This window comes from Streptomyces sp. NBC_00569, assembly GCF_036345255.1.
Lineage (GTDB): Bacteria > Actinomycetota > Actinomycetes > Streptomycetales > Streptomycetaceae > Streptomyces.
Genome location: NZ_CP107783.1, coordinates 8,491,261 through 8,512,481 on the forward strand (window position 1 = coordinate 8,491,261; position 21,221 = coordinate 8,512,481).

The window sequence follows — 21,221 nt, forward strand, 5'->3', positions numbered from 1 at the left end:
ACATGCTGATCACCGCCGCCCACGTTCTCGCCGGACCTGACCGGCATCCGATCGCCGATGGTGCCGTCCTCGTACGCGACGGCGCGATCGCCGGTATCGGACCACGCGAAGAGGTCCAGCGCCACGCTCACTCCGACGAGCCGCGCCTTGCTTTCCCGGCCGGCACGGTGATGCCCGGGCTGATCGACGCTCACGTCCACCTCTGCTTCGACGCCGGTCCCGAACCCGTCGCCACTCTTGAAGAGCAGGACGACGAGGCCTTGTTCACGGAGATGCAGGCCCGAGCCGAGCAGCTGCTGTGCACGGGCGTCACCACCGCGCGTGACCTCGGTGACCGCAATGGCTTGGCCGTGCGCCTGGCGCAGTCCGTCGCCGACGGCCTCAGCGTCGGCCCGCGCGTCGTCTCGGCCACCACGCCCGTGACGCCTCCGGGGGGCCACTGCTGGTTCCTCGGCGGTGAGGTGTCCGGTGTCGACGAAGTACGCCGTCTCGTGCAGCGCAACGTGGCCGCCGGTGCCAACGTCATCAAGGTCATGGAGACCGGCGGCGGGCTCACCAAGGGGGGCGCCAAGAGCTGGGAGACCCAGTTCTCCCGGGCCGAGCTGGACGCGCTCGTCGACGAGGCTCACCGCGCCGGACTGCCGGTCGCCGCGCACGCCCACGGCGTCGACGGCATCACCGCCGCGGTCGAGGCAGGCGTCGACACGATCGAGCACTGCACCTGGATGACCGCCGACGGGTTCGAGGTCCTCGAGGACGTGCTCACACAGATCATCGACAAGGGCATCTACGTCTGCCCGGCGGTCAGCCCGCACTGGCCGATGCTGCCGAAGTTCTTCGGCCCCGAACGCGCCGAGGCCATGTTCGACGCCGTACGGCGCATGGCCCAGGCCGGAGCCCGACTGATCGCGGGTACGGACGCCGGGGTGCAGCGCGCCGGCTTCGACGGACTGGCGTCAAGCCTCCGCTTCTACGAGCACCTGGGGCTGCCCAACGAGCGCATCCTCGCGATGGCCACCACGGAAGCCGCCGGAGCGCTGGGGCTCGGCGACACCACGGGGCAGCTGACCCTCGGATACAGCGCCGATCTCCTGGTGGTGGAGGGCGACCCGCTCACCGACCTCGACTCCCTGAAGTCGGTCAACGCGGTGATCGCGGCGGGACGACACCACCACCTGGACACCAACGAGTAACCGAACGAAGGAAGTTGTTCAGTGCCCGGGGCCGTCGGCTCCGGGCTTTTCCCTGTCGGCCATCTCCTCGACGACCTGGTTCAGGAACGACAGAAGCTCGTCCGACATTCCCTCCGGTCCGAGCCCGCGCGCTGCTACGCGCCCCACCGCGCCGGTCCTGACGGCAGCGAGCAGCCGCAGCCCTTCCACGACCTGCCGGGCCACGGTGTCGTCCGGCTGGAAGAACAGGGGGGAGACGTCGAAGACTTCGGCCAGGCCGGATGCGACGAGCGGCGGTAGTTCGGCGTCGTCGCCCGTTCTCAAGTCGCGCACACCGGTCTCCGTGATGACCTGGCCACCGGCGTGCTCATTGACCGCGCGGGCGATCTCGGCGTCCGACGGGGGAGTCTGAGCGCCGGGATATGAATGCTCCAGCAGGTAGGTGATTTTCTCGGCCACCGATCGGGGCACCGACGATCCACCGGATGCCGCCGGTACCTCGATGCCGAAGGAGCGCTCCTGCGCCGCCAGGAGCTCCTCGACGGGCACGCGGTAGGCCTTCGCCAGTGGTTCCTGGAACTTCGGACTCAGACGTCGCTTGCCGCGCTCGGCATTGGCGACCGGGCCTGAGCTCTTGGTGCCGATGAGCTCTCGCGTCTGGTACTGGCTGTAGCCGGCATCGCAGCGCAGATCGGCCAGGTCGGGCTGCTCGCCTGAGGGGCGGGGGAACAGGTCGTTCAGTGGGAGGCCGAAGAATCTGGCCAGGAGGGGCAGCTTCTCACCGTCGGGTGTCGAGGAGCCCAGCTCCCAGCTGGCCACGGTCGAGTCACCCACACCGACAGCGTGCCCGAGATCGCTCTGCGTGATGTCGCGTGCGCGGCGCAGGGCGCGAACTCGGTCGCGGTCGAAGCGACGAGGGGCCATCTGACGGCTCTCCCGATTCTGGTTTCCCAAATCCCGAAAACTTCAGCTTGTTGATTCGATGCTCAAACCGGGATAGATTCAGTTTGGCGAATCGAGGTGTCCAACGTACACCTCCTGCGCCCCTGTACTCATGTCGACCTGCGTGTCCCGCGGGCGGCAGGACACGCAGGTCGGCTGCTCGCCATGCGTCGGCGATGACGAGTCGGCGTCGAAGCGTGGTCATGGACGCGGTCCGCCGGATCGCCGAAGGCTTCATGCACATGTTGCTGTTCCCTCGGCGACAGCGCAGACCTGACGGGCAACTCAAAGGAGCTGTTTGGGAGTTACCACACGCCAGAGACGGCGCCCCTACCAGGGGAAACGAAAGCGGCGTCCAGAAGTTCGCAGCTTCCGGACGCCGAGACCGCGCCCTGAGAGGGGCGGCTTCATAACTGGAGCGGGTCGGCTGGCCTTTTCGACGAGAACGGCCGTCCCACTTCATCTACGAGTGAGGAATTCTCGCATGTCCCAGCACAGTCGCGAAAGGCCGGCAGGCCCTCGTGCTTCCGTCGGCAACCCAGCCGCCGGCAATCGCCGCATCCGGCTGACGCGCTGCCTTGCAGAGATCATCCCGGACGCCCGCACTGTCCGGGTCACGCTCCAAGCACCGGCACGGACCTGGCCAAGCCCCTACGCAACCGCCTACGACGCATCAGGGCGACGGCTCACGCTCAACCAGGCCCAAGCCCGAACGGCCGCCCGCTGGATCATCCGTGCCTGCCCCGAGGCCGAGTGGCGCCACGGGCAAGTACTCGACCTGGCAAGCGGATCGATCACCAGCGCAGCAGCCACTGCGTACTCGATGGACGGAGCACGCTGACCATGGCCCGCATCCGCACCATCAAGCCCGAAGCCTTCGCGTCCGAATCTCTCGCTGCGGTCTCTCTGACCGCCGAACGGACCTTCTTCGGCCTCCTCACTCAAGCCGACGACCGCGGCCGCTTTCGCGACCAACCTGCCGTCATCGCCGGCTTGCTGTGGTCCCTGCGTCCGGGCCATGGGCCCATGGGGGTCGAGGATGACCTCATCCAACTCGCTGCCGAAGACCTCATCTGCCGTTACACAGGTGACGACGGCAAGGCCTACCTCCACGTCGTCACTTGGTCCCGGCATCAGCGGATCAACCGGCCCAGTGGCGTACGCACCCCCCCTTGCCCGCATCACGACCAGGAGCCGGCCGACCGGGTCGAGGATGCGAGCACGCGACGAGTGCTCACGGAGGACTCACGGACGGCTCACGAGGCTGACAAGCGACTCTCACCCCAGCCTGCGGACGTGCCCGAACGCCTCGAAATAGCAGGCCAGAGAGTTGTATTGGAGGGCTCTGCCCAAGCTCAGGCGCAGCTCACTGAGCCCTCGGTGAACCCTCACACTCCGGATCTAGGACCTAGGAACCTGGATCTAGGAACTACTTCCCCTTCGGGGAGCGCAAGCGCTCCCGCGTCCCAGCACCTCTCCGCCCAGCAGCTCATTGCCGAATACGCCGCTGCCTGCACACACCGACCGCCCAGCGGAGTCCTGGGACATCTGGGCCGGGAGACGGTGAAACTCCTCTCGGAAGGCATCGCCCCGGCCCACATCCGCTCGGGGCTGAGCCTGCACCGGGCCAAGGGCCTACACCCCAGCACCCTGCCGAGCCTCGTCCACGAAGCGATGAATGCCTCCAGGACCAACTTGGACCGGCCGGACTCCCGACCTAACGTGCCCGCCCATCGGGCCTGGGCCAACCCCGCCGACCCTGCCGCCGCCTACGCCGAGGAGCTGTGATGCGCGACCACGACGCCCAGCCCGTCGGCGGCCTGGCCCGACGCCTCGCGGGCATCCTCGCGGCTCGCGGCCAGGACCCCACCGCACAACCCTCCTACGAACCGGAACGGCTACCCGCCCTCGAACTGGGCGAGGCCCGCATCCCCACCCGCTACCAAAGGGCCGTCGCTGATCACCCCGCCGTCGCCGCCTGGGTGCGCGAGGTCGCCGACGGCGGACGCCCCGGCCCCCAAGGCGCCCCCGGACTCGCCGAAGGCCGATCACTCCTGATCGTCGGCACCACCGGCACCGGCAAAACCCATCAGGCCTACGGAGCCGTGCGCTCGCTCCTGATCGCCGGAGTCCGACTGCGCTGGAAAGCGATCACCGCCGCCGACCTCTACGCCGAACTGCGCCCCAGGCCCGGACACGACGGCGAACGGGAACTGATGGACCTGGCCCGCTGCCCCCTGCTGATCATCGACGACCTCGGCGCCGCCAAGTACAGCGAATGGACCGAGGAGATCACGATGCGGCTCATCAACCGCCGCTACAACGCGATGCTCCCGACCCTGATCACCACCAACCTCGGCATGGCCGACCTACGCACACACATCGGCGACCGCGTCGCCTCCCGCCTGACCGAGATGACCGACCGCGTCATCCTCGACGGGCCCGACCGTAGACGCGCCCTCGCCGCCGAGCGCTACGCCTCAGCGGCGGCCCGCACCTGACCGCACGGACCCACGTCACGCCCGTACCCTGCACCACCCCCTGGCCACCCCCGCCCAAAGGCGCCCAGGGAAGACGGAGACACCCATGCACCACACCACCAGCAACACCTCTCAGCACCGCGCACTTGGCAACCACGCATGGCGCGACCGCGCGGGCTGCCGCTCGACACCTCACCACCAGGTCGACCCCGACCTCTTCTTCCCCGAACCCGACGAACTGGACCGCATCCACCAGGCCAAGACCCTCTGCGCCCAGTGCCCCGTTCGCCAAGGCTGCCTTGACGCCGCCCTAGACAACGGCGACACCGTCGGCATCCGGGGCGGCATGACCGAAGAGGAACGGGACCCGCTGCACAAGAAGACGGAGTTCCGACTCGACTACAGCCGAGTCAACGACGCATTGGCCGGCCGCGACATCTTCCTCTCCCGCGCCGAACGCCGCGCCGTCGCGCGTGCCGCCTGCCAGGCCGACATCCCCGCGGACCGGCTCGCCACCATGCTCAAGATCAGCGATGAGCACGCCAAGAAGCTCTACCGCCGCACCCGGCGCGAAATCCGCAACCGTGCCGCAGAACAGAAGCAAGCGACGGAGGATAACGCGGCAGTGATCCCCCTCGGCGACACCCGCAAGGCGTCGCATAACCCGCAGCGCAAAGCCTCTGCACACGGCACAGGCCAGAGCGCCGCGTGAGCCACTCGCCGCCCACTCCGGCCCACATCAACTCATGGGACCGAGCGGCCATCGTCGCCCTCGGCGGCGCCGGATGCGCTCTCTCCTACGACGCCCTCCAACAGATGGCCACCGCCATCCACATCCGAGGCTTCCTGACCTTCGTCTTTCCCTTGGTCATCGACGGCTTCATCGCCTACGGAGTACGCGCACTCCTCGTCCTACGCAGCGCACCTCTCGCCGCCCGCTGCTATGTCTGGCTGCTCTTCGGCACAGCGACTGCCGCCAGCATCTGGGCCAACGCACTGCACGCAGTACGCCTCAACGAACAACAGCCCGAGCGCACCGGTCTCCGCCTCGGCGACGTCACCGTCGGGGTGTTGTCCACCCTGGCCCCACTCGCCCTGGCCGGAGCCGTCCACCTGTACATCCTCATCGCCCGCCGAATTACCGAAGCAGCTGTGGCCGGGACAACGGACAACCAGAGTGCCCGGAGCGGGCGGGACGGCGCTGCCGACCCGGATACCGTCCCGATAGCCACCGGCCAGGTACCCGCAGACAACGTCCGTCGGCCGACCGTCCGGACATCGGCCACCGAAGTGTCCGTGGAGACCAACACGGTCACAGCGCCGGTCGAAGCCTCCGGACACTCGCCGGTCGGCCCGGAACCCGCACGCCATGACCGAGCTGCCGACCTGGACGGTCAGTCGGTCGCCAGACCTCGGACGGTCACCGTCCTGCCCTCGGCGAAAGCGCCAGAGACCTTCGCGGACACCATCCGCGCCCGCCGCCCGGACAACCGTGACCAGAAGCCAACGGCGGTCACCGACGACGAACTCCTCGACATCGCCCGCACCGCGGTCAGCGACTCCGGACGCGTGACCCGGAAGGTCGTCGGCGACGCCATCCGAAGCCGAAACCTCGGTCTGGGCAACGACCGGCTCACCGACCTCATGCGCCTCCTGCGCGAAGAACGTGACAAGGCTCAGCAACAGGTCAACGACCCGGTCAACTGACCGGACACCTTCTCTCCGGCGGGTGCCAAGGAACCGCCACCGAGCCGGGCACCCGCCCCTGCACACGAACAGGACGCAGCACGAATGCGCACCACATCAACCACCCGCCTCGAAGCCGACGCGTGGATCGCCGTACTCATCAGGTACGAGCACCTGCACAAATCCGGACCCGAGGAGACCTGGACCGTGAAGCGCACACCCGCGAGCACGCCCCAGCCCCTTCACCGCCCTGTTCTGGCCCTCGACTTCGTCGCCGACGTCCTGCGCGACGTACGCCGCGACGCCTCAGGCCTTCGACGATGACCCTTCACGACCCGACCCAGACCCGCCTGGAATCGGGTGAGGTCCATTGCCCGTACCGAGGCCGAGCAAGCTGTAGCCTCCGTAACTCCTCCGCTGCCACGGGCTGCGGAGGAGTTACGGAAGCGCATGCCCCCACCCCTGAAGGGGAGGAGGAGGCCCGGCACCAGGGGGCGCCGGGCTCTGAGGCTGCGATCGAGGGCGGATCGCAGCCTGGGGGAGAAGCCGACCCGACCGCCGCGACGTGTGCGCGTCCCCGACTGCGCCAGAGCGTGCCCCGCGACCAAATCCGCAGCGTCCGCCTGACCCGCGACGAACTCGACCTCGTCCACCACGCCGCCGAATCCGTCGGCCTGAAGACCGCAGGATTCCTCGCAGACGCCGCCGTCGCGGTCGCCCAGGCCCAAGGCGGTCCGAAAACCTGGCTGTTGGACCAGCGCCGCCAGGTCGAGGAACTGATGGCCGCGAGCACCCAGCTCGTCCGTGCCGGCAACAACCTCAACCAGGTTGCCCGCATCCTCAATTCCGGAGGTCATGTCGAATACGCAGACGAGGCGGTCGCCCGTGTCCTGCGAGCCGCGGCCCGGATTGAGGCTGCGGCCATCGAACTGGCCAGGCGGTGAACCGTGGTCCCGGACATCTCTACCGGCAGCCGTACGTACGGACTCCTCGCCTATCTCTATGGGCCCGGCCGCCGGGACGAACACACCGCCCCGCACATCGTCGCCGCCTGGAGTCAGGAACTCGCCCCAGACCCCGGCCGCGACCCGGCCGCCACCCTCAAGCAGCTCACTGACCGACTCGACCTCCCCGTTCTCGCCCTGCCGAAGGACCAACGCCCGGTCCGGCACGTGTGGCACTGCCCCGTACGCACCGCGCCGGGCGACCGGCACCTCACCGATGCCGAGTGGGGCGAGGTAGCCCGCCGCATCGTCCACGCCACAGGCATCGCCGAGGATGGCGACGACAAGGCATGCCGGTGGATCGCCGTACGCCACGCCGACGACCACATCCACATCGTCGCCACGCTCAAGCGCGAAGACGGACGCAGTCCCCGCCGCCACGAAGACGGCATTCGCGCCCAGGCCGAATGCCGCAAGATCGAAAGGGCATGGGGCCTGCAGATCCTCAACCAGGGTGACGGAACCGCTGCTCAACGCCCGACCAGTGCCGAACGCTCCAAGGCCGAACGCACGGGCCGGGCCGAACCGCCCCGCGAAACGCTACGCGAGCAGGTCCGCCAGGCCCTGACCGGAGCCGCCGCCGAGGACGAGTTCTTCCGCCGCCTCACCGAGGCCGGCCTGCGTCTCGAAAAGCGCATCGCCCCCTCCGGCGACACCATCGGATACAAGGTCGCCCTGCCAGGTGACCGCAACCGCGACGGACAGCCCATCTGGTTCCCCGGCTCCAAACTCGCCCCCGACCTCTCCCTCCCTAAGATCCGGGAACGCCTTGAAGCTGGAACCGTCGACAACGGGCCAGCCCCCGGCGGCCCGGTCCACCCGTCCTCCCGACCGGCCCGCGCACGACGTAACGCCACCCACGTTGCTGAGCAGGCGCTCACGACACTCGCCGGAGACCACGACGGAGATATAGCCGCGCAGCTCGTTGGAGTCGGCGAACTGCTCGACGCCGTCGCCCAGACGGCCCCGGCCTCCACCCGCAAGGAACTCTCCGAAGCAGCCCGCACCTTCGAGCGCGCCACCCGCTCCCACATCCGTGCCGAGCACGCCGACCATCGCGCTCTACGGTCCGCTGCGCGCGGCATCGTCCGTGCCGGCAACGCCTTGGGCAAAGGCGAGGACGGCGGTAGCACCGCGATGCTTCTGTCCACCATGGTCCTCGTCACCATCGCCGCCATCCGCTGGCACTCCGCCCGCGGACACGCCCAACAGGCCGCTGCCGCCCGGCAAGCCGCCCAACACCTGCGCGCCGCGTACCGAACCGCTGCCGCCACCCCCATGAACACGATGCGCGCGCAGGGCCGCCAGCTCCCCGCTCCCGTCCGCGACTGCTACGCCCACACCCTCGAAGGTGCCCTCCCCGCACAGGCCGACCACCTCCTGTGCGAACCCGGCTGGGACGCCCTTGCCGCCACCCTCGCCCAAGCCGAACAAGCAGGGCACGATCCCGAGACGCTCCTTCAACAAGCCATCGAATCTCTCGAGTTGGACACCGCTGACAACGTCACCGACGTCCTCGTCTGGCGACTGCGTAGCATCGGAGAGCTGCCCGCAGCTGCCATCTCAGCCCGCGGACGAACGAACCCCCGATTGCACCCGCCACAGCCCCAGGCCCCGAAGCCAACGACACCCGAGTCTCCGGCCCGGAGGGGAGTGAGCAGCTCGCGCAGGCCAGGCCCTCGGCGCTGACCAGCACCGCAAAGGGCTGGACACTCACAGACGCCGTCTGTTAGGGCTGGTGAAGAAGAGGACGAGGAGACCATGCCGATGCTCATTGAAGACCGCCAGCCCCCGAGAGCCATTCCGCCGACATCGGCTGGGGACGCTGACCCTCTGCTGCGGCTCCAGCAGGAATCCCAGCTCGGTGACGGCATCATCCGCCTCCGCACCACCACCCACCCCGAAGAGATCCGGATCACGGGCATCCCGGTGATGTGCTCGAAGTGTGGGGCCCGGCGGGACTGGATGGTCATCTGTGACCGCAGCACGATCAGTATCCGCTGCCGATGCGCGCACGAGTGGGTCGAGCCGGAGCTGACTCGCGCGGACTACCAGGCGATGATCGATGTCGGCGGCGTGGACCACCCGAGCCTGGAGGCCGCTGCCCAGGCCATGGGATACGACGGCACGCTGGCTGGCGCCTACCTCGCATAGCGAGCGATATTGCATTGGATGGCAACATACGCCGTAGCGCTCAAAGCCTCGGGGTTCGTAGTCGGCCATCCGATTCCACTGCAGTTGTAGAGGCATTCGAGCCACTCCTGGCGGCAGGATTCACGAGTCAGCTGATTCCTGGCCGGTGCTCATGAGAGTGCCCTTGAATGACCTCATGGGTCATTTACGGGTCAGCGGGACCTGACGATGGGACTCGACAGTGCGTCACTCCTGCGTCTGTCGAGGCGCTGGCACGGTAGGACTTTCCTACCTCATCAAGCATCCGGCTGAGCTCCGCTCTCCGGGCCTTCCCGCCGCAGGTCGTGCTGGTCGGCTGCGGAAGCATCGCGGAATTCGCCCATGTCCCAGCGCTGGCCGAGTCCCCGGGCCTCCGTGTCACCGACCCATCTGGTAGACCCTGCCCCGGAGCGGCTGGCTCGTATAGAGCAGCTCCTGGGCCTGACGGCAGCCCGGACGGCTGCCTGGTGGAAGTCGGTGTGGGTGTCCACGCCGTCTGCCATGCTGGGAACTGCTCTCCTTCCGTGCGATACGCGAGGGATCGCACGGGCCGGTCGGGCGTCAGGACAAGACTGTGATGGGACCTTTGGCCGGGCTCCTATGAGGTCACAGGCGCTCGACCGGCCGCGTGCAGAGCGGCACCGCCAGACCGCCGACGATTCCTGGAAAAGACAGCCCGAAGCGTCAATCGTTCGGTGGGTCAGGCCGCCGAGCGGTGCCATGACCAATCCTCACAGTCGTTCGTACAGTGGCGCGCTCCACCTGGACGCCATGAACCACGCCCGCTCCACAGACGTGTGGGTCGACGGCGGACGGGATGGGAGCTGGGGGCAGTGGTGGGTTTTGGGTTGCAGAGATGGGAGCAGCCAGTGCGGCACAAAGGCGCCGTGGTCACTTCTACCGGTGGTAGCCTGACCGCGCGCCGGGCGACAGTTCCGCCCGAAGCCGACAAGCTAACCAGCTAAGCGTCTGGCCCAGTGGCCAGGAGCGCTGAAGGTGCAAGCACCTGCACCGGCTGGGACCCGAGGTAGTTGCCAGCAGTGGATTTGCTGGCTCGGGCTGAAGCGCACAGCCCCGGACCGTTAGTTCCGGGAGTCTGTGCATGCTTCCCCCGGAAGAACGCCCAGGCTCTCGGAGGATCACCTCAGGAGCCCTTGTGGATCTTCTCCAGACCGTCGCCCAACTCGTCACCCTAGCCTCGGCGCTGCTCGAATTTGGGCGAAGGATCGAGGCTTGGCGCCGTCAGCGCGGCGACAGAGACGGCGAGGAGTAGGGACCGTGCATCTGTCGAGGTCGTTGGGTGAAGCTGACACCAACGCCTGACACCAACAGGGGCGAGCCGCAACGGTTGGAGGCGGATGGCAGCGGACATCGGGTCAAGGTGCGCAGCGGGCTGACGACCTAGCAGATGCTGCCTGATCGACCTGATAAAGATCCAGGCCGACCTCAAAGTCTCGCTCGATCGAGCCCCAGCGGCTCCGCTGCCCACGATGTTTCACGCGGCGTTTCACGATCTTGCAAGACCAACTTTTACGCGGGACGCCGTACCTTGGCTGTTGATTCGCCGTAGTTCCTCTACGTCATTTCGGTCGCTTAAGGAAAAGACTAAGTAAAGAGGGAAACGGGCGAAGTGGACAGACCGTGAAGAGGTGGGACGCGCAGAACGCCGGATTGTCAGTGGGGGGCGGTATAAGGGGGAGCCGGTGGAAGAAATGCCAGTTCAGCGCCCTCTGACCCGCTCGGGATCACGCAAAGTGGCCCAATGCGTCGAAATGAAGGGGGCGTTGGTGTACCGCGAGCGCACATCGAGTCTGAGCCTCCCACGCCCGCCGCTGACGCGCCAACATGGTTGGACCACGAAGAAGCCCACCTGAACCGCGCTGGCTTCCCAACGAGAGCGGTATAGGTGGGCGACGAACCTTGGAGGTCCAGCTTGAGTGTCCCCCCGTCCACCCCGCGGCTGTCAACTCGTAGTCCCCAGCCGATCTTGGTAATAACCGTGATCGTCTGCATTCTCTGGGCGGCCGTGCCTCAAGTACAGGAACTGATCACGTCGTTGATCGTCCTGAACGCGTTGTGGCTCGCGCAGGCCGGCGTCAGTATTAGCGCAAGGGCGGCAGTGGGCGTACAGCGGCGGATTACCGCAACTGCAGCGATCGACCGCATCCGATAGCGCCTCTGCCTGGCCCACGAGCGACCTGCTTGGTCCTCGCTGACCGTTCTGCATAGAGCTACGGACTAGAAGTTTCCCCGTGCCCCTGGCGTGCCCGATCAGCGGGAGACGAGCGGGGAACCACGGAGAACCACGGAGGGTCCGGCACTGCCACGCAGGTCAGCGGCACCGCAGGTCAGCACTGATCCGCATACGGCGTCTTCCAAACTGGTGCTCCAGAGCCTTGCGTCGGCTCAGCAGTGGTGAAGCAGGCGGCGGCCGACAAGGTGGTGCCCGAACTGGCGACGTACGGCGGACAGTTCGGGCAGACCTCGCTCAGCAAGGCGGATGAAGACCATCTGAAAGGAGATGGCGAAGGCGGCGCGGGCTGCTGCCTGAGGGGTACGGGAGCGGCCGCCCTGCTTGCCGTAACGCGGGGCGGCCGGGGTGGGCTCGCAGGGTCGTCAGTCCGCCGTCGGCTCTGTCCCGATCAGGGAGAACGCGAGGATCGAGACGCGCGTGATCAATCCCGCAAGCAGGATCGTGCCGAGGCCCTCGACCTCCAGCTCGGAGAACTTCCCGCCCAGCCAGGAGAGCAGCCACCAGATGAGCGAGTCCTGTAAGAATCCGGCCAGGCCGAAGGCCAGCAGAGCCGGGGCCGGGACACGGGCGGATGGGCCGACGTAGACGAGCTGGGTGAGGAGGATGACCACGAGGGCCGCGACCATGAGTGAGAACGGCACGTCCACGTCTTCCGCACCCAGGGTGATGCCGGGCAGCAGGGCCCCGGCTATGCATACGCCAGCGAGGGCACCGAGCTTGCGTCGTCTGCCTATGTCAGTCATGGGCGGACTCTCGCACGCGGGAGGTGAGCCTGTGAACATCCCGTAGGGTCCGTGATCGGATCGAACCGACGTCACCCGACTTGCAAACGGGTCCCTGAACAACTTGGGCACACGGTCGTGTTGTGCACGAGTACGACCGTAGGGCGGGCAAGCGGGAACGCGTCGTGCTGTACAGCAGCGAAGTACAGCAACCACGGCAGCTGTCCCCAGCCCACACCGCCCCCCCAGCGGCCGACTGACCAGCCGGCAGACCTCAGCGACCACCGTGCCGAGTAGTTCGCATCGAGGGGCGATGACGTCCGGCTGGCGTCAACGACGCCGGACGGAGGTGTACACGAGCGCTCCTGTCCGACCGCAGTGACGGCAGCGCTGACGGCAACGACGGCGGACGGCAGCGGCATTCGGCGGCCCGGCACGGTGCCGGCATAAGTCGATCGGGCGAACTCACCAAGGCGTGCCCGCATCTTTTTAAGCGCTCGGTCGCTCGGAACGTGCCACAGTCGTGCCACATCGTGCGGTCAATCACGGTCAATGAGGGTTTGCTGCAGTCGAGATGCGCCGTTGACCTGGGCTGCGGCCAGAGCCCTTGTGACCTGGGCACCACGGTGACCCCGTACCCCCGCCCTTACAAGGCAGAATCGGCGGTTCGAAGCCGTCCGCACCCACCGGAACTAAGTCCCTTGACCTGCGTCGGCCCCCTGGAGATCTCTCCAGGGGGCCGATGTCGTCTCCGGAATCCACATGGAGTCCACATCCCCATGTAACCAAGACGTCGGCAACCTGATCCGCATCGCCGACGCGCTCGGCGTCTCGCTCCGCGACCTCGTCTGACCTACCGTCCCTCGGCCAGGTGGTCAGCGAGCAAGGCAGCGTGGCGAGCCATCCCCTGCTTCCACTCGATCGGCGACTGCTCGGAGATCTCGCGCCACAGTGCGGCCGTGGCCATCCCGAATGCTGCGAGCGCTCTGGGCTCGGCGTTGTGCCACGACGGGAACCGGTCGGCGAACCTGAGCGCATCCTCAACCGAGTGGCCGGCATCCATGAGCCGCAGCGCCAGCGCCCCTGGATCGATCCAGGCTGCGCCACGCGTCGGCCACGCCCAGTCGACGAGGCGGGCCCGGCCGCCGGTGATCAGGATGTTGTCAGGGGCGAAGTCGGTGTGGAGCAGCGCCCCGCCGGCGAAGTAGTGCAGCGTTCCGGGCGGCGCATAGTTCTTCCACCGGTCCGCGGCCTCCTTGATCTCGACGTCGGCTGGCGCGCGCACGGCCTGGAGCTCGGCGAGCGCGGCCTGGACGAGTGGGAGGTCCAGGGATCCGGGCGCGTAGTCGGCATGGCGCCCGTCGACGACCTCATATCCGAGCAGGCTCCACCCCGCGGCCTCCACGTACCAGAACAGGCGGGGGCAGGAGGCGGGCAGGTGCGGGGCAATGGCGGCCTCGCGGCGCTGCGCGTCGACCTGATGGTGGTCGACGGGAATGCCCTTGACGAACACCGGACCGGAGTCTGTGTCGAGGACGGAGGCGATGCCGGAGTTCATGCCGCCGGACACTGTCACGGCCTGATGCACGGCGCCGGTCTTGTCGGCGACAGCCCGGCGGGTGTCGGCGGGGAGCTGCTCGAAGGCGATGCGGGGGATGGGCACGCGCTGATCCTCGGAGAATGGGGGGGATGCCGCCCCGGCCAGAGTACGGGCCGGGGCGGCACGGTGGTGCAGGGTGCGGTTCTAGTAGGGCTGGTCGTCGCCGGCCGAGCAGGAGCACTTGGCGCCCTCGGCGGCCACGTCGAGATCGGCGATGATCTGGAACTCGTCCGCGCGGATCGGCGTCGCGGTCAGCGGGAGCGGCGGGGTAGCGGTCGCGTGTGCGGGCGGCCGGGTGCTGATGGTGAGCATCACGGGCTCGCGCGGCGGGGCAATAGTGGCGGTGGGCGGTGTCATGATCCGTAACCTCCGTGTTGGCAGTAGAGTTCTCGTCGATCCCCCGCCTCCTGGTAGAGCTTGGCCAGCGGTCGGCACGTTCGGCACGTGCCGACCTTTGTGCAGCCGGAGCAGCCACCGGTGCGGAGCTGTAGGGACTCGGCGATCTGGCCGAGCCGAGGGAGGGTAGCCAGGCCCTCGGTGATCAGGTTCACGCTCGGGTCGCGGCCGACCTTGCAGATCGAGGCGATGCCGTGTGGGTTGACGTGGAAGAAGGTGTGGCCCGCGTTGCAGCCGGTGAAGACGCTGCGCGGAGTGATGTGGCTCTCGGCCTGTGTGGCGAGGGGGTTGGCCTCGCCGTCGATCGTCGGCGACATGTTCGTGAAGACCTGATGCGGGAATCCGTACCGTTTGCACAGGGCGACCATGTCGTCGACCTCGTGGGCGTTGTCGTCCGAGACGATGACGTTCAGGCGGACAGGAAGTGCGTCTTCGTGGGCGGCGTCCAGGCCCTTGATGAACCGGCCGAACGCACCGCGGTTCCGGGTGACCTTGTCGTAGGTTTCTGCGGTCGCCCCGTACACGCTGAGGGTGAGCCGGTAGGGGCGGTGCCGGGCGAACAGCTCACGGATCGGAGCTTTCCGTAGGGACGAGCCGTTCGAGGAGACCTGCACCATCATGCCCAGCTGGTGGGCGTATTCGTAGGCCGCGCCGAATTCTCGGTCGATGAGGGCCTCGCCGCCCGTGATCTGTAGCCACAGGACGCCGGCGTCGCGCATCGTGCGGAGGAGTTGTTGTTTGCCCTGCCAGTCGAGGCCCTTGAACCGCTTCTCTCCGAGATAGCAGAACTCGCAGTCGTAGTCGCAGCCGAGGTTGATCTCCCAGGATGCTTTCGCGTACCCGTACCGGGAGCGCTCGCGGACGAGGAGGTCCGCAGTCAGGGGCCGGTCCAGGGTCAGCCCCCATGCCTGGCGGGCGGCGTCGTGCAGCCAGACCGGGGCGGCGTCCGGCCCAGTGCGGGCGCGTAGCTCGTTGTAGCGGGCCTCAGGGATGCGGACGCCGGAGGGATGACCGGGGTGCAGGAGGAGGTAGTCACTGAGGAACGGGCTGGCGATCAGTCGGTGCACGGGCGTTCCTTCCGCGGAGGGGCGGTGCGGGTGGATGGGATGGGGAGGAGGTCCGCCGGACGGGGCGGGGACTACGGGGTAGGCGGTTCATGTTGGGCGGGCCGCCCCCACTGCTCGCCATCGGGCGGTCCGCCCTGTCCCGTCGCCGGTCACCTCCAAGCACCCCGGCGGCGGGAGTCTCTAGTCGGCCTGCGTCTCGCCGGGCCGGCGCGGCCAGCTCGTGCCGACGCGGAAGCCGTTGCGGAGCGGGCCGGTGTAGAAGTTCTGGTGTTCGCCGTAGTGCCCGGCCTGGAGCGTGCAGCGCCGCGTGCTTTCGGGTTGGCGGATGAAGCAGATGCCGGGGATCTCGACGTGATCGAGGGGCGCCGTGCGCTTCACGTTCATCGGTCGTCTCCCGCGAACCGCTCGAGGCCGAGCAGCGCGCGTCCCAGTGCGCTCACCGTGAGGGACGCCGCGAGGCAACTCGGGCTCAAGCCGTCGCACAGGATCGCTTCCGCCTCGTCCACCGCGCGCTCCCGTGAGGCACGCTCCGGCCCGCCGGGCGCGTCCTCGACCTGAGCGGCCACGACCGGTAGCCGTACCTGGATCATCTGCCGGGCCGCCGCGTACAGGTACCGCAGCCGATCAGGGCCGGGGTAGTCGCGCGGCGCGGACAGCGCCGCCCTGATCACCTCGCCTGCCGTGGGCGCCGGCAACGCAGTGCCTCTGAGAACCGTCATCCGAACGCCTCCGCAAGGATGCGGGGCCCGCCGGGACCGAGCGCGGAGGCGAGATGCACGGGGTCGGTTAGCCGACCGCGGCCGTCGGGTGCGTGGAGCCAGAACCGGCCGGCAGCGGGGCGCCTCGTGGGTGGGCAGTGTAGGGGCCAACCGGCCGGGTGCACGGTGAGGAGGCGGACGTCGGCCAGCTCCTCGGCGGCGTCGGGCGCGACCAGCCACCATGCGGTGTCGAGGTCGGGGTCGAGGAGGAGCGGCCCGCGGTGTCGTTGTGGGATGCGTCTGAGTGCCTGGAGGGCGACGCTGAGCTGTGCCTCCGCGGCAAGCCAGTGGGTGCAGTGGATCGGCGCGAGGCCGTCCATGTCCCACACTTGGTGGGCGAGTTCCGGATGGCGAGCCCAGTCGGCGAGCCAGGTGTCACCTGCCTCGCGCGCGGGTGTGGTGGTGCGCGTCGTTGCGGCCATGACCAGGACCGTAGGAGAGCACCTCGTGACCGGGTTGATCGATTGCGCGTGATTGCGTGCGCCCGATCCGCGATTGCACCGGATTGCTTACGGAGATTCCAGCGAGGCCCGAGCCCGCCCGATGAGGCGGCGCGCATCGCGGCCGTATGCCGCAGCCTCGGTGAGCCAGTCCCACGCCCGCTCGTAGAGAGCGATGTCCGCGTCGCCGTCGAGCCACAGTTCCTCGCTGATCGTCTCGACAATGACGAGGCGTCGGTCATAGATCCAGAAGCCGTGCGCCGGGGTGCGCCGGAGCTGCGCTCCCAGAGGAATCACACCGAGCTGGACAGACGCCATCCCGACCACGTTGTACAGCCGGTCGAGCTGGGCCGCCATCACCTCCAGCGAGCACAGCCGTATGAAGAGCGCGCCCTCGGAGACGAGAAAGGTGAACGACTTCCCTGGCTCGTACAGCGCCTCTTGCCGCCGGATGCGGGATGCGACCGCCTCATCGATCGACCGGGGGATCTGCCGGAACTCGGCGTTCGCCTCGAACACGGAGCGGGCGTACTCCGGGGTCTGCAACAGACCGGGTATGCGGGCGACTTCGAACGCCCGGATCTCCCGCGTGGCTGACGTCTCGGCGATCGCGAGTTCCTGCCGAGCATGCTGGCCGGCCGAGAGAGTGCGCCGCAGCGAGCGGTGTTTCATCTCCAGCCCGGCGAGCAGGCCGTGCAGTTCGTGGGCGACATCCGGCCTGCCGACTCCCTCGGCCCACGCCGTGAGGTCCTCGGCGCTGGGGGTCTGCTTCCCGCCCTGTAGGCGGGAGACCTTGGAAGGCTGCCACCCCAGTTGCGCGGCGAGGTCCTTGCCCTCCAGACAGGCATCGGCGCGCAGCTCACGCAGCCGCGCGCCGAGGGCCTCTCGTGCCGTTTGAAAGTCCGTGCTCACACGGTGGAACGTACCTGCCTGACGACGTCTTCGGTACGGGTGGCGTGGTGCCAGGCGGCATCGCGGGCCTGGCAGGCGGCGAGGACTTCGGCAGGGTCCTCGGTGACGTACACACCAAGGGTGGTGTCGTCCTCGTCGAACGCGAAGCGGGCGACGACGCGGGAGTCGAAGAGCCAGAAGTCGTATTCCGGCAGACGCAGGTCCTGCGCCTGCGTGCGAGCGAGGTGGCGGATGTCCTCGCCCGCGGCGACGTTCCCGAGCCCGCTGGCGAGGAGGAACTCCTGGCCCTGCGTGGCGGGCTCGTCGAGGAGACGGACGCGCTCGAAGCGCTTGCCCTGCGCGGTCTGGGCCCGGACGTTCTCACGCCACGAGTTGTCCGGATCCTGAGTGATGTCCTCACCCGCGAGGAACCGCGCCCACTTGGGACTGTTGCGGTCGGAGGCGTAGCCGCGGCGGGTCTCCAGGCGCCAGGCCGTGTGGCGGAACTCGCGGAACAGGTGGGAGATCTCGCCGAACGGCACCAGCTCGGGCGCAGGGGTGCGAGGGGCGTAGCGAGTGAGGAGCGAGCGGGGTACGCGGACGAACGTCTCGCTTGGCTTCACGTCGCGGAGGGAGACGAGGTGCTGGGGGTGGGTCTCGCGGTCGCCTTGCACGAGGTACTCATCGGTCTCAGGGATCTCGTACAGGGTGGGGCAGTCTCCGTCATCGCTGGTGGTGCCGATGAACCGCAGGGTCATGTCGTCCTCCGTCAGAGGGTGTTGGAGGAACAGCATGCGCCGAGAAGGACGCCAGGATGGAGGCATTGCGTCGGATTGCAGATCAGGGAAGGCTCGTTGTGATTGCGCGCAATCAGCCCTGACGAGGGGGCCTCTCCCGCACCTGTAGACGGATCAGGCGACCGCGACCGACCACCTTGACCTTCTCAACGCAATGAAGGTCATGATCCTTCGCCTGGAGAGGGACGGCATCGCCGCGCAGGCGGAGGTGTCCGCAATCCTCGCGGAGGCCGGCGCCGGAGCGCCGGACCCCAACTACGGATGTAGTGAAGCCCCGCCACGACGGGGGGAACGTGGCGGGGCCTGGACCCCAGCGTTGCTACTCCCCGAGCACCTCGCGCCGGGCGGCGTCAGCCTTCCTGTTTAGTGCGCCCGCCATCCGGAACAGGGCGACCGCGAGTCCGAGGAGCACGACGACGAGCAGCACCTGTGTGGCACGGAGACGATGGCGATGTCCTGCGTGGGCGCCCGCAACGATGAACATGATCACGTTGCCGGTGATCCACGCGAACCACAGCTTGAATTACTCGACCCGCACGGCCTGTTGAACCTCGTTGTAGTTCGCCACGGCGCCCGCCCCCTCGCGTTGGTGTTGAGGGGCATGATGCGACGCGGGGCGTTAGGTTTGCATGGGCGTGTCCGTGTTGTGACTTATGCGAAGCAGACGTCTTTGTAGACCACCGCGGCTACGCCGTCGAGCTCCGCCAGCACCGTGGGTGATTTCGCCATGGATGCTGCAATGCAAGGGGTGCTCGTAGGTGCCGCCGCTACGGCCCTTGGAGGAGTCTTGGCGTGGTTCGGGGCCAAGACGCAGGCAAAGTCGGCACTCAGGGCCGTAGAGATGCAGGCTAGGGCGCAACGCGATGATGGGCTTTGGCAGATGCGTCGGGATGCTCACGCGGTCTTCCTCCGCAGCGTCGAAACTTTCCGCTCAGCCATGGGGCAATTGATTGCGTGCCAAGACTTTGTGGACGGTCATCCAGGGCATGAACGGGCGCAGTCCGATATGGATAGAGCGTTTGACCAGTTCCAGGCAGCGTTCAAGGAGGTGCATCGCGAGCGCTTGGTGCTGGCCCTCTCTGTTGAGGACGAGGAGGAGCGAGCCGCGCGCGTGCTAGGGACCCGTGTGGACGAATGCTTTCAGGCTATGGGGCGTCGCGGTGGAGCTTCAGAGGGGGAACGGAGGTCTGCGGAGACAGCCCTTGACGCGTCGTCGGCTGGGCTCGCCAGGGGTATCCGGGAGTACGTGACTGGGGTCCGGGCGATCCTCAAAGGCTGAGGCCCCGCTGCGACGGGGACGCACGGCAGGGCTGCTCCACGCCCGGCCTGCGACCCTGGCGTGTGGGCGAGCCTGGTCTCATTCTCCCTGGGGCGTAACGTCGGTGATCTCCACTGACACCTTCGTGCTCGCCGAAGCGGTGCTGATCATGGAGGGTGTGTAGTTCAGGCTTGTCCGGTCCGACAGCTCGGCAGTCTCGATGATCGGGCCGGACTCGTCGCCGTGAATCTCGTAGGTGATCTCGTACACCGCGTCCGGGTCAACGCTCTCGCTGTCGATCACAAGGGTCAGGTCCGGCTCGACCGTGACATTGCAGCCTGCGGACCCGAAGCACTGCCGCGACTTGGTTTTGAGGTCGATCGTGAAGCTGTCGGCGTCGACGTCGCTGTACGTCGGCTCGGGCTCCGGCTCCTTCGCGGCGTCGGTCGCGACGTTCTTGTCCGGTGCGCTCGACCGGGCGGCGGTGGCCGGCTTGGTGTCGTCATCTCTGGACTGCGTGACGACGATGCCAGTGGCTACGACGGCCGCGATGACGGCGGCGGCCGAGCCGATGATGACGAGGTTGGTCCGGCTCTTCTTCTCTGCCGGCGGTGGCTGCGGTGGGAAGGTGGGCGGCGGTGGCGGCGTGGTGTTGCTCATGGGTCCCCCTGCGGTTGTGCTCTCTCTGCGCATGATGCGCCGTTGTGTGGGATCCGTGAAGGCAAAGTGTTGGATTCGTGACGCGACATCCGGTCACGAACTCATCACTCCCACACCCGACATCACGCCCGTACGCCACACTCGTGCGCATGCCAGACACCACCGCCACGCGAGGCTGGCGTCCCTCGCGCACCACAAAGATCGTCGCCGCGCTGCTCGTCCTCATAGCCTGGACCGCCATGGCCAACTCCTGGACTGACAAGGGGTGCAGCCTCGTCCAGGGCTACAGCTTCACCATCGGCCACGGAGGAAGCCCCGACCGTGAGCAGGGCTGCGAGGGCGAACCCGGCGGGCCCGCGTACACCGACGAGTACTACGGCTGAGGTGGCGCGCAGTGAACTGGGGAGACGTACCCACGTGGGGCGGCGTGACCTTCGCTGCCCTTGCGGCGGCCGCAACGATCTGGACGTTGAAGAGCCAGCGAGACCAGATCGGCGAGCAGCGGCAGTTCATCGCAGAGCAGGCCGCCACGCTGGCTCTGGAACGCGCGGAGTTGCACGCAGCCGCCCTGAAGCGGCGACAAGAGCAGGCGAGACGTGTGCGCCTAGTGAATTCGCGGCCGTACGTCGGGCTGGTCAACGACAGCGACGACCCGATCACTGACGTGACGTGCACCGACGATGGTGTCGAGATTGACCGCGTATTCGTCGCTGACGGCACGAATCGGGCGTCGGCTGAATTGCTCGCAGCGATCTTGCAGGGAGCGGCCAACACCCCTGCCGCAGTCGTCGGTGTTGGGCAGGCTGCGTCGTTTCCGAGAGAGCAAGGCAACAGGGGCCGACTGGTGTTCGAGTTCACCGACGCCGCGGGTGTGCGGTGGCGGCGCGATGATCTGGGCTCCGTATCGGAGGTATAGCAAGGC

23 protein-coding genes and 1 tRNA gene are annotated in these 21,221 nt (G+C 67.8%); 11 read left to right on the forward strand and 13 right to left on the reverse strand.

All coding sequences use genetic code 11. The features are described 5' to 3' along the window. Positions 1-2: 2 nt before the first annotated feature. Positions 3-1,193 carry an amidohydrolase family protein gene (locus tag OHO83_RS38225; RefSeq protein ID WP_330280495.1) on the forward strand — a complete coding sequence of 397 codons (1,191 nt, stop codon included), beginning with the start codon at positions 3-5 and terminating at the stop codon, positions 1,191-1,193. An 18-nt stretch (positions 1,194-1,211) separates the two neighbouring features. Here the strand turns inward: OHO83_RS38225 and OHO83_RS38230 are convergent, their stop codons facing one another. Further along, complete coding sequence (locus OHO83_RS38230) at positions 1,212-2,096, reverse strand: helix-turn-helix domain-containing protein (RefSeq protein WP_330280496.1); 885 nt, start codon at positions 2,094-2,096, stop codon at positions 1,212-1,214. Positions 2,097-2,957: 861 nt separating this feature from the next. Between OHO83_RS38230 and OHO83_RS47090 the strand changes: the two genes are divergently transcribed. The 8 genes from OHO83_RS47090 to OHO83_RS38270 all read left to right on the forward strand — a co-directional run bounded on the left by OHO83_RS47090 (position 2,958) and on the right by OHO83_RS38270 (position 9,438). Next, positions 2,958-3,902, forward strand: coding sequence for a hypothetical protein (locus tag OHO83_RS47090; protein ID WP_405602512.1), 945 nt, complete (start codon positions 2,958-2,960; stop codon positions 3,900-3,902). Continuing rightward, complete coding sequence (locus OHO83_RS38240) at positions 3,902-4,615, forward strand: ATP-binding protein (RefSeq protein ID WP_330280498.1); 714 nt, start codon at positions 3,902-3,904, stop codon at positions 4,613-4,615. Before OHO83_RS47090 ends, OHO83_RS38240 begins: the two co-directional genes overlap by 1 nt. 85 nt (positions 4,616-4,700) lie before the next feature. Further along, entirely contained in the window at positions 4,701-5,306 is a 606-nt protein-coding gene (locus OHO83_RS38245; protein ID WP_330280499.1) for a WhiB family transcriptional regulator, read from the forward strand. Further along, positions 5,303-6,301: a DUF2637 domain-containing protein gene (locus OHO83_RS38250; protein ID WP_330280500.1), complete on the forward strand. Its 999-nt coding sequence runs from the start codon at positions 5,303-5,305 to the stop codon at positions 6,299-6,301. The genes OHO83_RS38245 and OHO83_RS38250 overlap by 4 nt, the downstream gene beginning before the upstream one ends. 84 nt (positions 6,302-6,385) lie before the next feature. Then, positions 6,386-6,604, forward strand: a complete 219-nt coding sequence (locus OHO83_RS38255; RefSeq protein WP_330280501.1) for a hypothetical protein — start codon at positions 6,386-6,388, stop codon at positions 6,602-6,604. 269 nt (positions 6,605-6,873) lie between these two features. Beyond that, a complete protein-coding gene (locus OHO83_RS38260; protein WP_266667565.1) occupies positions 6,874-7,224 on the forward strand; it encodes a plasmid mobilization protein in 351 nt (116 codons plus the stop codon). Positions 7,225-7,227: 3 nt separating this feature from the next. Then, on the forward strand, positions 7,228-8,973 hold the full coding sequence (locus tag OHO83_RS38265; RefSeq protein ID WP_330280502.1) for a mobilization protein: 1,746 nt from the start codon (positions 7,228-7,230) through the stop codon (positions 8,971-8,973). A gap of 78 nt (positions 8,974-9,051) precedes the next feature. Further along, complete coding sequence (locus tag OHO83_RS38270) at positions 9,052-9,438, forward strand: hypothetical protein (RefSeq protein ID WP_330280503.1); 387 nt, start codon at positions 9,052-9,054, stop codon at positions 9,436-9,438. Positions 9,439-12,072: 2,634 nt separating this feature from the next. On the opposite strand, the gene OHO83_RS38275 is transcribed toward OHO83_RS38270, so the two are convergent. The 12 genes from OHO83_RS38275 to OHO83_RS38330 all read right to left on the reverse strand — a co-directional run bounded on the left by OHO83_RS38275 (position 12,073) and on the right by OHO83_RS38330 (position 20,332). After that, entirely contained in the window at positions 12,073-12,453 is a 381-nt protein-coding gene (locus OHO83_RS38275; RefSeq protein WP_330280504.1) for a hypothetical protein, read from the reverse strand. Between the two features lie 46 nt (positions 12,454-12,499). Continuing rightward, positions 12,500-12,570: transfer RNA gene (locus tag OHO83_RS38280), tRNA-Cys, on the reverse strand. A 715-nt stretch (positions 12,571-13,285) separates the two neighbouring features. After that, on the reverse strand, positions 13,286-14,095 hold the full coding sequence (locus OHO83_RS38285) for an aminoglycoside phosphotransferase (RefSeq protein WP_330280505.1): 810 nt from the start codon (positions 14,093-14,095) through the stop codon (positions 13,286-13,288). 81 nt (positions 14,096-14,176) lie between these two features. Next, positions 14,177-14,389, reverse strand: coding sequence for a hypothetical protein (locus tag OHO83_RS38290; RefSeq protein WP_266667547.1), 213 nt, complete (start codon positions 14,387-14,389; stop codon positions 14,177-14,179). Beyond that, positions 14,386-15,483 (reverse strand): radical SAM protein, encoded by a 1,098-nt coding sequence (locus OHO83_RS38295; protein ID WP_266676150.1) that lies wholly within the window; start codon positions 15,481-15,483, stop codon positions 14,386-14,388. Before OHO83_RS38295 ends, OHO83_RS38290 begins: the two co-directional genes overlap by 4 nt. A 192-nt stretch (positions 15,484-15,675) precedes the next feature. Next, complete coding sequence (locus tag OHO83_RS38300; RefSeq protein ID WP_266667545.1) at positions 15,676-15,879, reverse strand: hypothetical protein; 204 nt, start codon at positions 15,877-15,879, stop codon at positions 15,676-15,678. Continuing rightward, the gene (locus OHO83_RS38305) at positions 15,876-16,214 is read right to left on the reverse strand and encodes a DUF6415 family natural product biosynthesis protein (RefSeq protein ID WP_266667543.1); all 339 of its coding nucleotides are present in this window, start codon (positions 16,212-16,214) and stop codon (positions 15,876-15,878) included. The genes OHO83_RS38300 and OHO83_RS38305 overlap by 4 nt, the downstream gene beginning before the upstream one ends. Next, a complete protein-coding gene (locus OHO83_RS38310; protein ID WP_266667541.1) occupies positions 16,211-16,675 on the reverse strand; it encodes a hypothetical protein in 465 nt (154 codons plus the stop codon). The genes OHO83_RS38305 and OHO83_RS38310 overlap by 4 nt, the downstream gene beginning before the upstream one ends. A gap of 87 nt (positions 16,676-16,762) precedes the next feature. After that, positions 16,763-17,605 (reverse strand): helix-turn-helix domain-containing protein, encoded by an 843-nt coding sequence (locus OHO83_RS38315; protein WP_266667539.1) that lies wholly within the window; start codon positions 17,603-17,605, stop codon positions 16,763-16,765. Beyond that, a complete protein-coding gene (locus OHO83_RS38320) occupies positions 17,602-18,342 on the reverse strand; it encodes a DUF6879 family protein (RefSeq protein ID WP_330280506.1) in 741 nt (246 codons plus the stop codon). Before OHO83_RS38320 ends, OHO83_RS38315 begins: the two co-directional genes overlap by 4 nt. Before the next feature lie 358 nt (positions 18,343-18,700). After that, entirely contained in the window at positions 18,701-18,871 is a 171-nt protein-coding gene (locus tag OHO83_RS38325) for a hypothetical protein (protein WP_330280507.1), read from the reverse strand. Between the two features lie 867 nt (positions 18,872-19,738). Then, complete coding sequence (locus OHO83_RS38330) at positions 19,739-20,332, reverse strand: hypothetical protein (protein WP_330280508.1); 594 nt, start codon at positions 20,330-20,332, stop codon at positions 19,739-19,741. A gap of 116 nt (positions 20,333-20,448) precedes the next feature. Here OHO83_RS38330 and OHO83_RS38335 point away from each other — a divergent pair, with 116 nt between their 5' ends. Both OHO83_RS38335 and OHO83_RS38340 read left to right on the forward strand, forming a co-directional pair. Further along, complete coding sequence (locus OHO83_RS38335) at positions 20,449-20,682, forward strand: hypothetical protein (protein WP_330280509.1); 234 nt, start codon at positions 20,449-20,451, stop codon at positions 20,680-20,682. A gap of 11 nt (positions 20,683-20,693) precedes the next feature. After that, complete coding sequence (locus OHO83_RS38340) at positions 20,694-21,215, forward strand: hypothetical protein (protein WP_330280510.1); 522 nt, start codon at positions 20,694-20,696, stop codon at positions 21,213-21,215. The last annotated feature ends 6 nt before the right edge of the window (positions 21,216-21,221 follow it).

Bases quoted from the DNA above. Each gene is read 5' to 3' on its own strand.
- OHO83_RS38225 (WP_330280495.1), top strand. From the start codon at position 3: ATGCTGATCACCGCCGCCCACGTTCTCGCCGGACCTGACCGGCATCCG.
- OHO83_RS38230 (WP_330280496.1), bottom strand. From the start codon at position 2,096: ATGGCCCCTCGTCGCTTCGACCGCGACCGAGTTCGCGCCCTGCGCCGC.
- OHO83_RS47090 (WP_405602512.1), top strand. From the start codon at position 2,958: ATGGCCCGCATCCGCACCATCAAGCCCGAAGCCTTCGCGTCCGAATCT.
- OHO83_RS38240 (WP_330280498.1), top strand. From the start codon at position 3,902: ATGCGCGACCACGACGCCCAGCCCGTCGGCGGCCTGGCCCGACGCCTC.
- OHO83_RS38245 (WP_330280499.1), top strand. From the start codon at position 4,701: ATGCACCACACCACCAGCAACACCTCTCAGCACCGCGCACTTGGCAAC.
- OHO83_RS38255 (WP_330280501.1), top strand. From the start codon at position 6,386: ATGCGCACCACATCAACCACCCGCCTCGAAGCCGACGCGTGGATCGCC.
- OHO83_RS38270 (WP_330280503.1), top strand. From the start codon at position 9,052: ATGCTCATTGAAGACCGCCAGCCCCCGAGAGCCATTCCGCCGACATCG.
- OHO83_RS38275 (WP_330280504.1), bottom strand. From the start codon at position 12,453: ATGACTGACATAGGCAGACGACGCAAGCTCGGTGCCCTCGCTGGCGTA.
- OHO83_RS38290 (WP_266667547.1), bottom strand. From the start codon at position 14,389: ATGACACCGCCCACCGCCACTATTGCCCCGCCGCGCGAGCCCGTGATG.
- OHO83_RS38300 (WP_266667545.1), bottom strand. From the start codon at position 15,879: ATGAACGTGAAGCGCACGGCGCCCCTCGATCACGTCGAGATCCCCGGC.
- OHO83_RS38305 (WP_266667543.1), bottom strand. From the start codon at position 16,214: ATGACGGTTCTCAGAGGCACTGCGTTGCCGGCGCCCACGGCAGGCGAG.
- OHO83_RS38310 (WP_266667541.1), bottom strand. From the start codon at position 16,675: ATGGCCGCAACGACGCGCACCACCACACCCGCGCGCGAGGCAGGTGAC.
- OHO83_RS38320 (WP_330280506.1), bottom strand. From the start codon at position 18,342: ATGACCCTGCGGTTCATCGGCACCACCAGCGATGACGGAGACTGCCCC.
- OHO83_RS38330 (WP_330280508.1), bottom strand. From the start codon at position 20,332: ATGCGCAGAGAGAGCACAACCGCAGGGGGACCCATGAGCAACACCACG.
- OHO83_RS38335 (WP_330280509.1), top strand. From the start codon at position 20,449: ATGCCAGACACCACCGCCACGCGAGGCTGGCGTCCCTCGCGCACCACA.